12 protein-coding genes are annotated in these 13,869 nt (G+C 63.8%); 6 read left to right on the top strand and 6 right to left on the bottom strand.

Annotation, left to right across the window (positions count from 1 at the left end):
* Positions 1 to 137: 137 nt before the first annotated feature.
* The 3 genes from ACQRBR_RS02265 to ACQRBR_RS02275 form a co-directional block, all read right to left on the bottom strand.
* Positions 138 to 458, bottom strand: coding sequence for an IscA/HesB family protein (locus tag ACQRBR_RS02265; protein WP_081446798.1), 321 nt, complete (start codon positions 456 to 458; stop codon positions 138 to 140).
* A 176-nt stretch (positions 459 to 634) separates the two neighbouring features.
* Entirely contained in the window at positions 635 to 961 is a 327-nt protein-coding gene (locus ACQRBR_RS02270; RefSeq protein ID WP_168934998.1) for an IscA/HesB family protein, read from the bottom strand.
* 171 nt (positions 962 to 1,132) lie between these two features.
* Positions 1,133 to 1,459: an IscA/HesB family protein gene (locus ACQRBR_RS02275; protein WP_006004629.1), complete on the bottom strand. Its 327-nt coding sequence runs from the start codon at positions 1,457 to 1,459 to the stop codon at positions 1,133 to 1,135.
* Positions 1,460 to 1,579: 120 nt separating this feature from the next.
* Between ACQRBR_RS02275 and pyrR the strand changes: the two genes are divergently transcribed.
* From pyrR to ACQRBR_RS02300, 5 genes are all read left to right on the top strand, one after another.
* Entirely contained in the window at positions 1,580 to 2,116 is a 537-nt protein-coding gene (gene pyrR / locus ACQRBR_RS02280) for a bifunctional pyr operon transcriptional regulator/uracil phosphoribosyltransferase PyrR (protein WP_168935000.1), read from the top strand.
* 345 nt (positions 2,117 to 2,461) lie between these two features.
* Positions 2,462 to 3,556, top strand: a complete 1,095-nt coding sequence (gene yedE / locus ACQRBR_RS02285; RefSeq protein ID WP_303953348.1) for a YedE family putative selenium transporter — start codon at positions 2,462 to 2,464, stop codon at positions 3,554 to 3,556.
* On the top strand, positions 3,556 to 3,774 hold the full coding sequence (locus ACQRBR_RS02290) for a sulfurtransferase TusA family protein (RefSeq protein ID WP_303878386.1): 219 nt from the start codon (positions 3,556 to 3,558) through the stop codon (positions 3,772 to 3,774). The genes yedE and ACQRBR_RS02290 overlap by 1 nt, the downstream gene beginning before the upstream one ends.
* Before the next feature lie 48 nt (positions 3,775 to 3,822).
* On the top strand, positions 3,823 to 4,419 hold the full coding sequence (locus ACQRBR_RS02295; RefSeq protein ID WP_168935003.1) for a DUF3343 domain-containing protein: 597 nt from the start codon (positions 3,823 to 3,825) through the stop codon (positions 4,417 to 4,419).
* Positions 4,407 to 5,306 (top strand): NAD(P)H-hydrate dehydratase, encoded by a 900-nt coding sequence (locus ACQRBR_RS02300; RefSeq protein WP_427812202.1) that lies wholly within the window; start codon positions 4,407 to 4,409, stop codon positions 5,304 to 5,306. Before ACQRBR_RS02295 ends, ACQRBR_RS02300 begins: the two co-directional genes overlap by 13 nt.
* Positions 5,307 to 5,539: 233 nt before the next feature.
* On the opposite strand, the gene ACQRBR_RS02305 is transcribed toward ACQRBR_RS02300, so the two are convergent.
* From ACQRBR_RS02305 to ACQRBR_RS02315, 3 genes are all read right to left on the bottom strand, one after another.
* On the bottom strand, positions 5,540 to 7,006 hold the full coding sequence (locus ACQRBR_RS02305) for an SLC13 family permease (RefSeq protein ID WP_427812203.1): 1,467 nt from the start codon (positions 7,004 to 7,006) through the stop codon (positions 5,540 to 5,542).
* A gap of 160 nt (positions 7,007 to 7,166) precedes the next feature.
* Positions 7,167 to 8,885, bottom strand: a complete 1,719-nt coding sequence (locus ACQRBR_RS02310) for an FAD-dependent oxidoreductase (RefSeq protein WP_297159220.1) — start codon at positions 8,883 to 8,885, stop codon at positions 7,167 to 7,169.
* A gap of 15 nt (positions 8,886 to 8,900) precedes the next feature.
* The gene (locus tag ACQRBR_RS02315; RefSeq protein WP_427812204.1) at positions 8,901 to 10,541 is read right to left on the bottom strand and encodes an FAD-dependent oxidoreductase; all 1,641 of its coding nucleotides are present in this window, start codon (positions 10,539 to 10,541) and stop codon (positions 8,901 to 8,903) included.
* Positions 10,542 to 10,754: 213 nt separating this feature from the next.
* On the opposite strand from ACQRBR_RS02315, the gene ACQRBR_RS02320 reads away from it, so the two are divergent.
* Positions 10,755 to 13,796: a sigma-54 interaction domain-containing protein gene (locus tag ACQRBR_RS02320; RefSeq protein WP_427812205.1), complete on the top strand. Its 3,042-nt coding sequence runs from the start codon at positions 10,755 to 10,757 to the stop codon at positions 13,794 to 13,796.
* Positions 13,797 to 13,869 lie beyond the last annotated feature (73 nt).

Below are 13,869 nucleotides of genomic sequence, written 5' to 3' on the forward strand. Positions count from 1 at the left end.
GAAGGCCGCCTTGCGGGATCTCTTATCTGTAGCTGTCGGGGGCCATGCTTCAAGCGACCCGGGGGGATGCGTGCATGCACATCCCGGGCGGTGTGGGAACATTTCCCCGCACGGACAGCCGACGGATCACGATCCGCCTAGTGACTGCCGCAGCTGCTGCCGCAACTGCCGCAGCTGCTGCCGGAAGAGGCCAGCGGCACCTCGGGATCCACGGTGAATCCCATGTAGGTCATATCAATCTTGACGCCCTTGATCTGCGCCACCAGGTCGGTGGCCATGCAGAAGGTGAAACCGTCAACTTCCTCGGTGCTGTCCTGTGCGTTAGGCTCATCCAGAGCCAGGGCGAGACGCGGGCCGCTTCAGCCGCCGGGGGCAAGAAACACGCGGATGGACTGGCGTTCCTTGTCCGCGAAGTAGGCTTCCAGCTCTTTACGAGCGTTTTCAGACAGAGTGATCATTCCTATTCCTCTCTGGGCCGTATCTGCGGAGCGTCCTGCCCGTCAGGAGCCGGGACCGATGCCCTGGGGCAACAGGCCCTCTCCGCCGGTAACGGCAGTTGATGGAAACAGAAGACGGGACCTTCTGTTATGACAAAACCGGCCGGGCCGGGACAGCCGGCCCCACCGGACAGGGACTACTGATGACTGCCGCAGCTGCCGCAGCAACCGCCGCAGGAACTGCCGCCCGACGAAGGCAGGGGCACTTCGGGGGTCACGGTGAAGCCCAGATAGCTCAAGTCTATGCTGACGCTCTTCACCTGTTGCAGCAATTCCTTGTTGATGCAGAACGCAAAGCCGTCCTGTTCGAACCTGGCGTCCTCGTCCCCGGGTTCGTCCAGAGCCAGGACGAGCCGGGGGCCGGAGCAGCCGCCGGGAGCGAGATACACACGGATGGTCTGCCGTTCCTTGTCCGCAAAATAGGCTTCCAGCTCTTTGCGGGCATTTTCAGACAAAGTGATCATTCCTTCTCCTTGACGATGCCGCGTCCCGGACTTCCCGTATCCCGCAGGGGAAGAGGCGCCGTTCAAGGCAGCGCCCGTTGCCGGTGCGGCAACTGTTGACGCAGGAGGTGACAGGTATCGTCAGAGCAGGGATGACGCGGGAAGGAACATGCTGCGCCTTCCCGTCAAAGGCTACTGGTGGCTGCCGCAGGCACCGCAGCAACCGCCGCAGGCGCTGCCGCCCGACGACGGCAGGGGCACTTCGGGGGTCACCAGAAAGCCAAGGTAGTTGGCATCGATACTGACGCTTTTCACCTGCTGCAAAAGTTCATTGTTGATGCAGAAGGCAAAACCGCCCTGTTCGATCCGGGTATCGTTCTCACCGGCTTCGTCCAGCGCCAGAGCAAGGCGCGGGCCGGAGCAGCCGCCGGGGGCAAGGTAGATGCGAACGGTCGCTTTTTCCCTGTCGGCAAAAAAACCTTCCAGTTCCTTCTGGGCGGCATCGGTCAACGTAAGCATGGCACTACCTCCAGTGTTGCCCGTAACATGTAAGGTCAGCCCCAAAGATTGTCAATCGCTCGCGGGGCTTTTCTCCGCTGCCAAAAAGGCGTATGGAAAGACATCACTTCTGGAGGAATTATGCCCACGACATTGCTGCTGGACAAAGAGGAAATGACCCGTATTCTGGAACGTCTTGCCTGCGAAGTGCTGGAACGGCACGGGCAGTGCGAGCGCGTCATGCTGGTGGGCATCGAACGCCGCGGCGCCGACCTGGCCCGCCGTCTGGGCGCCCTGATGCAGCAGAAGCTGCAGCGCCCCCTGCCCCTGGGCACGCTGGATATCAACCTGTACCGTGACGACTGGACCAGCCTGGAAGGCAAGCCCCACATCGGCCAGTCGCGCATCACCGCCCCGGTGGACAACGCGGAGATCATCCTTATAGATGACGTGCTGTTCAGCGGCCGCACCATACGTGCCGCCCTGGAGGCCCTGCTGGATTACGGCCGTCCCCGCAAGGTGGAGCTGCTGGTGCTCGTGGACCGCGGCCACCGCGAACTGCCCATCCAGGCCGACTACATCGGCCGCAGCGTGGACACCCGCCCGCAGGAGCAGGTGGACGTTCTGCTGGAAGAACGGGACGGACGGGACGAGGTCCTGCTGACCGCCAAGAACTGACCTGCAGGGGCATCCGCCGGATGCCCCTTTTTTCATGCCCGCCCTGCTCCCGGTCCGGCCGCCTGTCCCCTTTTTTCCCAAAAGCACTTGACCCGCCCCTGTTCTTTTCCTAGGCTGCCCTTATCCATCACGACCCGTCTGATCCAAGGAGCACGTCCATGCCCATGCACCATACCTGACGCAACACCACCGGCTTCACGGTGTGGAGCGCAGCGGGGTGGTCGCGCCGACGGCATGTCCTGATTCCTTGACCTTCGCCATATCACGGTCCCCCATCCCCTAGGTCCGTCACGGATCTGCGCGCATTTTTTCAACTTTTGCCGCATCCCGTCTTTGGGGGGTCGCATGAAAAACAGCTTCAATTTCTTCTCGTCCACCACGGGCATCGTGGTCACGGGCCTTATCCTGGGCCTGATAGCCGTCTTTTTGCAGTTCTCCGGCAACCCCGGCAACATGGGCATCTGCGTGGTCTGCTTCAACCGCGACATCGCGGGGGCCGTGGGCCTGCACCGCGCGCCCATCGTCCAGTACCTGCGTCCCGAAATCATGGGCATGGTGCTGGGCTCCCTGGCCGCTGCCCTTTGCTTTGGTGAATACCGCGCCCGCGGCGGCTCCGCTCCGGCCGCCCGCTTCCTGCTGGGCGTCATCGCGGCCATCGGCGCCCTGGTCTTCCTGGGCTGCCCCTGGCGCGTCATCATGCGTCTGGCCGGCGGCGACGCCAACGCCCTGTTCGGCCTGGCCGGCCTGGTGGTCGGCATCGGTCTGGGCACGGTCTTCTTCCGCATGGGCTTCTCCCTGGGCCGCAGCCAGAGCCAGAGCAAGGCGTCCGGCCTGATCCTGCCCGGCATCATGCTCGCCCTGGTCGTCGTCTATCTGTTCAACCCGCCCATGGAAGGACAGGCCCAGAACGGCGTCCTCTTCTACTCCCTCAAGGGCCCCGGCTCCATGCACGCCCCCTTCCTGCTTTCGCTCGGTGCCGGTCTGCTGGTGGGCTTTCTGGCCCAGCGCAGCCGCTTCTGCACCATGGGCGCCGTGCGTGACGTCCTGCTGTTCAACCAGTGGCATCTGGCCCTGGGCTTCCTGGCCATGCTGGCCGCCGCGCTGGTGGCCAATCTGGCCATCGGCGGCTTCCATCCCGGTTTTGAAGGCCAGCCCGTGGCCCATACCGACGGCCTGTGGAACTTCCTGGGCATGGTGACGGCCGGTCTGGCCTTTGCCCTGGCCGGCGGCTGCCCCGGCCGCCAGCTCTTCATGGCCGGTGAAGGCGACAACGACGCGGCCGTATTCGTGGTCGGCCTCATCGTGGGCGCGGCCTGCGCCCATAACTTCGGCATGGCTTCCAGCACGGCGGGCATCGGTCCCAACGGCATGCTGGGCGCTCTGGGCGGCCTGGCCGTCTGCCTGCTCATCGGTTTCTTCAATTGCAAGCGAGGTGCGTAATGGCGACCCTTATCGATACTTGCGGGCTCTCCTGCCCCCAGCCTGTCCTGATGTTCCTGACCGCTGCCAAGAAGCAGCCCGAAGGCCCCTTCTCCGTCCTGGTGGACAATGAGGCCAGCCGCGAGAACGTGACCCGCGCGGCCCGCAACAGCGGCTTCCAGGTGACGGAAAGTGAAGAGAACGGCATCTGGCGGCTGGAGATCAGCCGTCAGGCCTAAAAAAAATCCATGCAGGGGCGGCTCCGGCCGCCCCTTTTCAGGAAACGCATGACCTCGAAGCATTCCCTTTTTTCCTCTCTCGGTCGCCGTCTGGGCGGCCTGTTCAAAAAAGAGTCCGCTCCCGATGCAGGCCCCCGCGCCCTTTCCGACCGGGGGCTGCTGGCTTTTTCCCATACGGGCGACGTCATCCGGGCCGAGCGCCTGCTGCGGCAGCAGGGTTTTGACGTGGACGTCAAAGGTCCGCCCCCGCAGATGCGTACCGGCTGCGACATGGTGGTGGTCTTCCCGCTCATCCGCCAGGCCGCAGTGCTGGCCAGCCTGAAAACGGCCGATCTGGAGCCGGAACAGGTGGTCAGCGCCCATGACGTACTGCTGGAGCCCGTGTCCCTGTTCCAGACCAGCCGTCTGGAACACTGGCTCATGGTACGCGCGGCCAACATGAAGATCACGGTGGACTGCCGCGACCGGCGCATCGTCAACATCTCCGGCGGCGGCTGCCCGGACGTGCCCTGGCTGGCCCACTGCCTGTGCGGCAAAACGCTGGATACGGCCCCCGAACCGCTGAGCATGGGGCAGACCCTGTGCTGCTACAGCCTGCAAAAAGCCTTTGAGGAGATACGGAGACAGCTCGCATGTGGATCATAGCCGGAACCATCCCCGACCCTGATTTTTCCCTGCTGGTGCCGGAAGGCCCCGCCCCATGTAGCGCCAGCCTTTCGGAAGCGGGCCTGCACCTGCCTGACGGTCGTACCGTGCCCGTGGAACGGGGCACCGCGGCCCTGGCCGCCACGGCCCTGCAGACCTGCGCGGCCCTTGGCTGTACGCCCCCTGCCCTGCTGCTGGCCGGGGATACCGGCTCCGGTTCCGGCAGCCGCCGGCTCTATGCCTGGCTGGAAAAAGCCCTGCCCGCCCTGGCCCCGCGCGGCCTGACCTTCCACTACCTCTTCCCCGACGTGGACTGGCACAACCGTCTGCTGCTGGCTGTCCGGGAACTGGAGAACGCGCCCCTGATGGTGGCCGATGCGGGCTTCATGTACGTGGCCAAGATGAGCGGCTATGCCGATGCCTACGAACTCTTCACCCCGGACGTGGGCGAACTGGCCTTCCTGGCGGATGAAAAAGCGCCCCACCCTTTCTATACGCGCGGCTTCCTGCTGGCCGAGGAACAGAACATCCCCGTGCTGCTGGCCCGGGCACAGGAGCATGGCAACTGCCCGGCCAATCTGATCATCAAGGGCAAGGCCGACCATATCATCCACGAAGGTCGCCTCCACGCCGTGGTGGACAATCCTTCGGTCCCGGCCATGGAGTGCATCGGCGGTACCGGGGACATCGTGACCGGTCTCGTCACCGGCCTGCTGTGCGCCGGTCTGCCCACCGCCACGGCCGCCCTGGCCGCCGCACGTCTGGCCCGCCTGCTGGCCGCCCATTGCCAGCCCGATCCCTCCACACCGGTGAGCCGCCTCATCGCCGCCCTGCCCGATGTCCTGCCCCGCAGCAGGGACGAGATCCTCGCCCTGGGCCGGGCCTGAGCCCGCTTTGCAGCAGGTTCCCTCAAGGCCTGGAACGAGACCTTACTCCTGTCCTGAGTTCCTGTTTTCTCCATCAAAAAGCTCCGCCTGCGGTCTTGTGCGCGGGCGGAGCTTTTTTGATGGCTGGTTTGCGGTGATGACCGGCTGCCGGTCGTCACCTTTGCGGGAGCGGCCCTCCAGCAGGGCCGCTCCGGTGGAGGCACGCATCCAGGGCGTGCCGCCTGGGGGAATGCCTAGGAATACAGCAGGCTGCCCAGCAGCAGGGTCACGATGGCCGTGGCCGCGTAAGCGCCCAGGATGGCGATGGGCGAGGACTTCCAGATGGCCTTGGTATTGCACCATTCGTTGCCGTGCAGCAGGGCCGCACTGGCACTGGCGGCAGGCGTCAGGAAAGCGAAGTGGACGCCCATGACCACCATGATGAGCGGCAGCTCCGGCGCCATACCGGAGGCCTGGCAGAAGCTGTGGATGACCGGCATGAGCACCACGCCCACGGCGCCGTTGTTCATGACCTGGGTCAGGGCCACGGCGGCGAAGCCGATGAACAGGGCAAACGTGATGGAAGAGCTCTCGCCGAAGAAAGGCGTCAGCAGCTGCATGAGAAAGTCCGTGATGCCGCTGCCCGGGGCCGCCATGGCGATGGTCAGGGGTTGTACGAAGGCCAGCAGCAGCACGATGCCCCAGGTGACGCCGGAATCCACCATGACCTTGAAATTCAGCAGGGGCTTGCCTTCCACCTTGATGGCCGCCATGACCGTCACCAGCAGGATGACGATACCCGTATTGCCGATGGCCTTGAGGAAGCGGGTCAGGAAGAAGTCCGCAGGCAGGAAGTTGGGGGCCAGGAGCAGCAGCACCAGCAGGAAAAGGAAAAGGAGCACGGTCTTCTGCACGCCGGTCAGGTTCAGACTGCCGTCGGTATCCAGCTTGTCCGCTTCCAGATTGAGCAGCTTGCTCATGTCGGGACGGAAGATGTACTTGCCGAGCACGATGAAGAACAGGGCGCACAGCAGACAGATCAGGCAGGCGATGAGCATGTACTTGGCATAGTCGATGCCCATGCCGGACATGGTCTCATAGGCACTGAACACGGTCAGGGCCACCTGCTTGAAGGGGATCATGGACTGGCCGATCTGGGCGGCGAAGACGATGCCGAAGACCATCATGGTCGGGTAGCTGTCGCCCTTCTTGTAGCCGCAGACCTCGCACACGCCGTACAGGATGCTCCAGCCGATGAGCGCCGCCGGAGAGGCACTGGTCAGCGCCCCCAGGATGAAGATGGAGGCCAGGAAGGTGAAGCTGAACAGCCACGGCCTGCCCGCCACGAATTTGCGCGTGATGAACCAGAGGGAGATGAAGCGCGAAAGACCGTAATGGTTGATGGTGGCGCAGAAGACGAAGATGAAGAACATCATCTGCACGATGGGGTGGCCGAAACTGTTGTTCAGCAGGGTCACGGGCTTCATGCCGCCCACCAGCATCATGGCCAGCAGGCCGGCCAGGCTGGGCCAGACGATCTCGATGAACACCCAGCCGTACAGCACCCCCAGGAACACGCCCACCAGGCGCATCCCCAGCGGGGTCAGGGGTTCCACAGGGTCCAGCAGGCCGAAGCCGAACATGATGCACAGACAGACGAGGCTGTGGACATAATAGGCAAGAGACAGGGGAGCTTTCTTCTCCGGGGTCGTTGCTGACATATCGTTTCCTGTAAATCGCGCAGGCGCGGGGCCCTGCGCGGGGATGAAGTTGCGGACGGAATGAGCCGGAGGCAGGGAGAAGACGCCCCCGGCTCACAGAAGGAACCGCTCACGGCTCATGCCGCAAGGGATGGCACCGGCCAGTCACCGGGCCGTCGGCCTAGTCCGCACGCGGAGGTTCGGGCCAGGTGAAGTTGTCCATGTAATAGCGGTACGGCTTCACGGGATAGTCATCCAGGGGCACGGGCACGGTGTGCAGTTCATGGCGTCCGTCCACCTGCCGCTGTTCGATCCACTTGAGCCAGTTGGCATTGTCACGCTGGGGGTAATCCTCGCGGTAATGACCGGCACGGGATTCCTTGCGGGCCAGGGCCGCGGTCAGGCACAGATCCGTCAGCAGCACGGTGGAGGTCGCTTCAAAGAGCTTGGCCAGCTCGTGGGCATCGCGGGCCCCCAGCTCGGGCAGGAACTCTTCCCGCACTTCGGCCACACGATCCAGGCCACGGCTCAGGCCGCGTCCCGTCTTCATCAGGGCCACGTCGGGCGCGCTCATGACTTCGCGCATGTCGGCGATGACGTCCTTGGGCGCGATGCCGTCACGTCCCAGATAACGCAGGATGCCGTTCAGGCGGTCAGCGGCATAGGCCTTGTCGAAGGGAACGGCGTCATGGCCTTCCACGAAACGGGCCGCGGCCTCACCGGCGGAATAGCCCGTGGTGGCCGTGATGCAGGTGGCCCAGCCGCCCATGTAGACACCGGGGTCGGGGTTGCGGGCCAGACCGGCGGCGTACAGGCCCTTGATGGCCGTGGCGCCGTCCAGGTCGGCCACGATGCCGCCGTAGGTATGGCGCACCTGCGGCATCCACTCCAGCTTCTGGGCAAAAAAGTCCATGCCCATGGCCCGCAGCTTCTTGTCGTTAAGGCCCATCCAGCCCGCACGCGGGCGCATGGTCTCCACGTCTTCGGCCGACATCTTGCTGCAGTCGAAAAGGATGGGGCCGTTACCGGCGCGCACTTCGCAGATCATGCCGCGCGTATTGTAATGCGGGTCGGCCTTGGCGCCGAACTTGGGGGAATACTTGAGCATGAAGTCTTCGCCCTTGTTGTTGAGGAAGCGGGCCCCCTTGGGCAGCAGACCGGTCTGTCCCTCCCAGGCAAAGTCCACCGGCACGTTCCAGACCTTCCAGAACTCGAAGTTGCGCATGGCGCAGCCGGCGTTCCAGGCGATGCTCACGCCTTCGCTGGCAGGGGTATTCTGATGGTAGGAAGGCTTCCAGCCGCCGGTATTGGTGGCCAGCAGCACGGCACGGGCCCGGATGTAGACGGGCTTGCCGCTCTGGGCGTGAAAGCCCACGGCACCGGTGACGCGCTCGCCGTCGGTGATGACATCGGTGATGACCACACGGCCCAGACGGCGCACGCCGCGCTTTTCGCATTCCCGCTTGAGCAGGCGGGCCTTGTCGATGCCGCCCATGCCGTAGGGATGGTAGTAATAGAAGCGCATGTAATCCAGCGCACGCTGGGGGATGAAGCACAGCTCGCCCTTGTCGTTGCGGACGAACTTGTGGCCCCAGTTCTCAAAATCCATGAAGCGGTCGTAGGACTGGGTCAGGATCTGCCCCAGCAGCTTCTGGTCGGCCAGGCCATCGTAGTAATAGACCAGATCGTCCAGCAGGTCATCAAGGTTCATGTCGGGCTGCTTGACGATCATGTCGCCGCCCGAAAGGCCGCCAAGGCCGCCCCAGTCACGGGGGCCCTTGTCCACCACCAGCACGTCGTCAAGAAAATCCTTGGCGCGCATGGCCGCCCACATGCCACTGAAACCACACCCGACCACGAGCAGGTCCGTCGTGTATTCGTATCCTCTGGGTTCTTTCATGATGTCCTCCGGCAGTTAGCTCTTTACGACGTCAACCTGATCAAGGGTCCGCGCAAACCGTTCCTTGAACGGATGCACGAAGATGGCCCCGGAAGGACAACGCAGCTCACAGGTGAAACAGGTCATACAGTCGTCATTGTAGGCGATACGCGAACGGCTGCCGCAGGTCATGCAGCGCAGGGCTTCGGCAAAGCAGGCTTCCATATCGAGGGGGCGCACGTTCTCCGCCATGAGATCCTGCGGATCGGCGGGCACACGGCCGCGTTCATGGCGGGGCTCCTGGCCGATGCCCTGGCCGGGCAGGCGGTCTTCGGGAACCTGGGGACGCTTGCGGCCGCGCTCGCCCTGGATGTCGGCCCCTTTTAGCATGCGGTCGATGGAGATGGCGCACTCACGGCCACCGGCGATGGCCGCCACCACAGAGGCCGGGCCCGTGGCCGCGTCACCGGCGGCGAACACGCCCCACTGGCTGGTGGCCAGGGTGATGTCCTCCACCACGATGCGGCCCCGCTCCACGTTCACATCACCGGCAAAACCGTCCAGCTCCGAGACCTGGCCGATGGCGAAGATAACGTGCGACGCCGCCAGACGCAGGGTGGACGAAGCATCGAAGCGAGGGGCGAAGCGGCCTTCCTCGTCCTTGAGGCTGGTGCAGGCATGCAGTTCCAGGCCCACCAGACGACCATCTTCCTGCAGCAGGCGGGCCGGCCCGAAGCCGCAATGGAACTCGATCCCTTCGTCTTCGGCATCCTTCTGGTTGTGGGGATAGGCGGGCATCTCTTCCCGGCTTTCCAGGCAGGCCATGTGGACTCGGGCGGCACCGAGACGACGGGCCGTGATGGCCGCGTCCACAGCCACGTCACCGCCGCCCACGACCACCACGTCACCGCTGATGACAGGCTTTTCATCGCTGCGGCAGGCGCTCAGGAAATCCAGCCCCCAGTGCACGCCGGGCAGATCGCTGCCTTCCAGTTCCAGGCGGCGGCTGGCGGAGGTACCGGGGGCCAGCATGACGGCCTTGTAGCCGCGGCGCTTCAGTTCGGCCAGACTGACGTCCGCGCCCTTGCCCACGCGGGTATTGCAGCAGAAACGCACGCCGATCTCTTCAAGGCGGCGGACCTGGGTGGCCACCACATCATCGGGCAGACGGTAGGCGGGGATGCCGTAACGCAGCATGCCGCCGGGGAACGGACGGGCTTCGAAGACCGTGACAGGATAGCCCATGAGGGCCAGGAACCAGGCGCAGGAAAGACCGGCCGGACCGGAACCCACCACGGCCACCTTGCTGATATGACGGCGTACGGGCTTTTCCAGCGGCATCTGCGCGGCCCAGTCGCCGAGCACATGCTCCACGGCATTGATATTGACAGCGCTGTCCACACGGGCACGGGCGCATGCGGATTCACAGGGATGGAAGCAGACACGGCCGGTGATGGCCGGGAACGGCTGGACAGCCAGATAATTGCGCGCGGCTTCGTCCAGGTTGCCCTGCTGAATCAGATAATGGTTGCCGCGAATATCCACACCCGCAGGACAGGCCGCCATGCACGGGGATATCTGCTCCTGTGCTGTCTCAAGGCGAAATACGTCAAGCGGGCAGGTTTTCGTGCAGCTGCCGCAACCGGTACAGGCTGCGGGATCGATACTTTGAATCATAACCGCTCCTTTGCATGGGATGTGCAGCACGAGGCTGCCCCTGAATTTTCCCTTCTATTAGCAAGGAGCATACCAAAATATATTTTATTGTTTTTACTGACTATTTTTCACAAGAGATCTTAACTTGTGATTTTTTGTGCTTAAAAAATACATTTTTGTATCTTGTATTCCAAAAAAAGGACAGGTAGCCTGTGTGGTGGAGGGGCCCGAGATATGCACAGAAACGACTGGTACCGACATCACGACTGCGGGAATTTCCTGCATGCCCTGCTGGGGGAATGCTGGCAGCCCGATCTGCTGGTACAACTGGGGGGCCTGCCCCCGGAAACGGCAGCAACGGCTTTCTGTCCTGCTGCGTCTCCGCAGCCGGACTTCGTTCCCCTGAAAGACCTGCTGGGCGCATACCCTGCCGCCGGGACGATATTCCGCCGGTTGCCGGAGCCGGATGGCCTGCCCCCGATCCTTGCCCTGCTGGGGCAGGAACGCGAGCTCGAAGCGCTGGAAGCCCTGCTGGCCCTCTGCCTGCGCCGTATTGACAGCCTGCGGCCCGGAATCATCAAGGGCCTGCTGCTCTGCCTGTCGGAACGTCTGCTCCGCCTGCCCCTGTCTTCCGCTGATACCGTGCGCCCCTATCTCCGGATCTGCCGGGAACTCCATATGACCATCACCTGTTCGGGCAACTTCATCCCGAAACTTCCCGCCCTCTGCTTCCGGGCCAGGGCACAGGCCTTCCGCATCGCCGACAGGGAGGAGATGGCGCTCTTCGACCTGCTGATCGGGACGCTCAATGTCTGCAATACCCCGCGGCACAACGATCCGCGCCTGCATGCCATCATGCTGCGCGGCCGCCGCCAGCTGGAATCCCTGCGCAAGCCCGACCTGTTCGAGACCGCGGCTCCCTACCTGGGCATCCTTGCCTTCCTGGAAGGGGATTACGATCAGGCCATGAGCATCTTTACCCGCGTCAGCCGCAAACTGCGTGCCCAGGAGCGCCATCTGTTCGAACTTTTCTATGTCCGCCACTGGAGTTTTGCCGCGGCCAACCGCGGCGACTTCGATCTGGCGGCCAGCCTGCTGCTCTCCCGCCTGCGCCAGTCGTCTGTCCGTAACGACATGTCCCTGACCCGCAGCCTCCGCAGCCAGCTGGCCTCCCTGTACCTGCGGACAGGAAAAATCGACAAGGCCCTGGAGCAGCTGGATATCGCTCTTTCCGACATCACGGAACAGACGGACATCACGAGCATGGTCACCACGGTGCGTCATCTGGCCTGCTACCACATGCGGGAAGGTCACGCCGATGCAGCCTACCATGTGTTGCAGAACGTCTTGCAAAAGGCGGCCCAGCGCGGTTTCCAGCGTCCCACCTATCTGAACGGCATGGTGCTCGAGCTGCTCGAGGCCCTCCATGACAAGGGCTTTCCCCCCCTGCCCTGCTATGATTTTCCCCAGGAGCTGCAACGCTGCCTCAACGGCCCCAACCGTCTGCTGCGGGGCGTGGCCCTGCGCCTGCACGGCAAGCAGCTGGCCGCGGCGGGACAGACGGCCCGGGCCATCGAGGCCTGCCGCCATAGCATCACCCTGCTGGACGCCCTGCATGACGCGCTGGAAGCGGGCAAGAGCCGCCTGCTGCTGGCCCAGCTGCTGCTGCCGGAAGATGAAGGCAAAGCCCGCCTGCTGCTCCATGAAGCCTGGGCGGTCTACCCTTACCTGAAGCATCACTTCTGGCCGGAATCCCTGCTCCCGCTCATCCCCCGCTACCTGCGGGAAGGCCAGGACCAGGCCGTCTCCGAGCGTTCCCTGCTGGCGGCCTATCGCGAACATTTTGCCCCGCAACGACTGCGGACCTCGTTCGAATCCTTCCTGCCCATCCTTCTGACGGAATCCGCCCAGATCCTGGGAGCGGAGCACAGCTGCCTCTTCCTGCAATCCCATCCTTCGGCGCCCCTGCGCCAGCTGGCAAGCCAGGACAGCGCCACCGTCGGGCCGGAGCTCTCCATCCCCTCCACCCTGGACGAGATCGCAGGCATCGTGGCCGAAGGCTCCCCGCTCCTGCTGGACAATCTGGGCGGCAGCAGCGGTGCCCGTGTCATCCTGGCGGGCATCCCCGTGGACTGCCGCCCCTACGGCATCTACGTCCTGTGTCACATGGGTTCGTTCCGGGAAGAGATCCGCCCCATGCTCAGTGAGGACCTTTTGCGGGACATCGGCAGGATACTGGCCTGGTCCTGCACCACGGTCCTGGAGACGGAACAGAGCGTGCTGCGCAATGCCCCCCTGCCGGAAGGCCATCAGGAACTGGTCTGCGCTTCGCCGGAGATGCGGCGTTTTCTTGAAGACATAGATACCGTGGCCGGGACGGATGCCTCCATCCTGCTCAACGGGGAATCCGGGGTAGGCAAGGAGATGCTGGCCCGCCGCATCCACGAAAAAAGCGGCCGCAGCGGGCGGCTTGTCACCATCAACATGGCCAGCCTTCAGGACGACCTGTTCGAGAGCGAATTCTTCGGCCATGAAAAAGGCTCGTTCACCGGCGCCATCAGCAGCAAGATCGGTCTGGTGGAACTGGCGGAAAACGGCACGCTTTTCCTCGACGAACTGACGGAAGCCAGCCCGCGGGTCCAGGCCAAGCTTTTGCGTGTCCTGCAGGAGCGGACGTTCCTGCGGGTGGGCGGGACACACCCTATCAACATCAATTTCCGCCTCGTGGCGGCATCCAACCGCCATATGAAGGAGGCCGTGCGCCAGGGCAGGTTCCGGGCGGACCTCTATTACCGGGTCGCCGTCATCTACCTGAAGATCCCGCCCCTCCGGGAACGACGGCAGGACATCCTGCCGCTGGCCCGTTATTATCTGCACTACTTCGCCAACCGTCATGCCCGCCCCTGCGTGCAGGATTTTTCCGACGAGAACCGCCGGCTGCTGGAACAATGGCCCTGGCCGGGCAATATCCGGGAACTGCGCAACGTGGTGGAACAGTCCGTGATCCTGAGCGGTGGCCGCACCTTGTTCTTCCACGAGAACATCCTGGACGACGATCCTCCGGCCGTACCGCAGGAAGCGCCTTCTGCCGTACCGCCCGCCGTACCGGCGCGGCTCTCCTCTCTGGAAGAGATGGAAAAGGCCCATATCGCGGCTGTCCTGGAGCATACGGCCTGGCGCATCGACGGCAAGGGCGGCGCGCTCACCATCCTTAAGATCAGCCGCTCCGCCCTGTACGCCAAGATCCGCAAGTACGGGCTCAGCCGCAACGCCTGAGCCTTCCCTGCCCTGCAAAAAAGGCCGGCAGACACCTTTTCGGTATCTGCCGGCCTGCATCGTCAGCATGTCA

Source organism: Desulfovibrio sp. SGI.133 (assembly GCF_050313955.1).
GTDB lineage: Bacteria > Desulfobacterota > Desulfovibrionia > Desulfovibrionales > Desulfovibrionaceae > Desulfovibrio.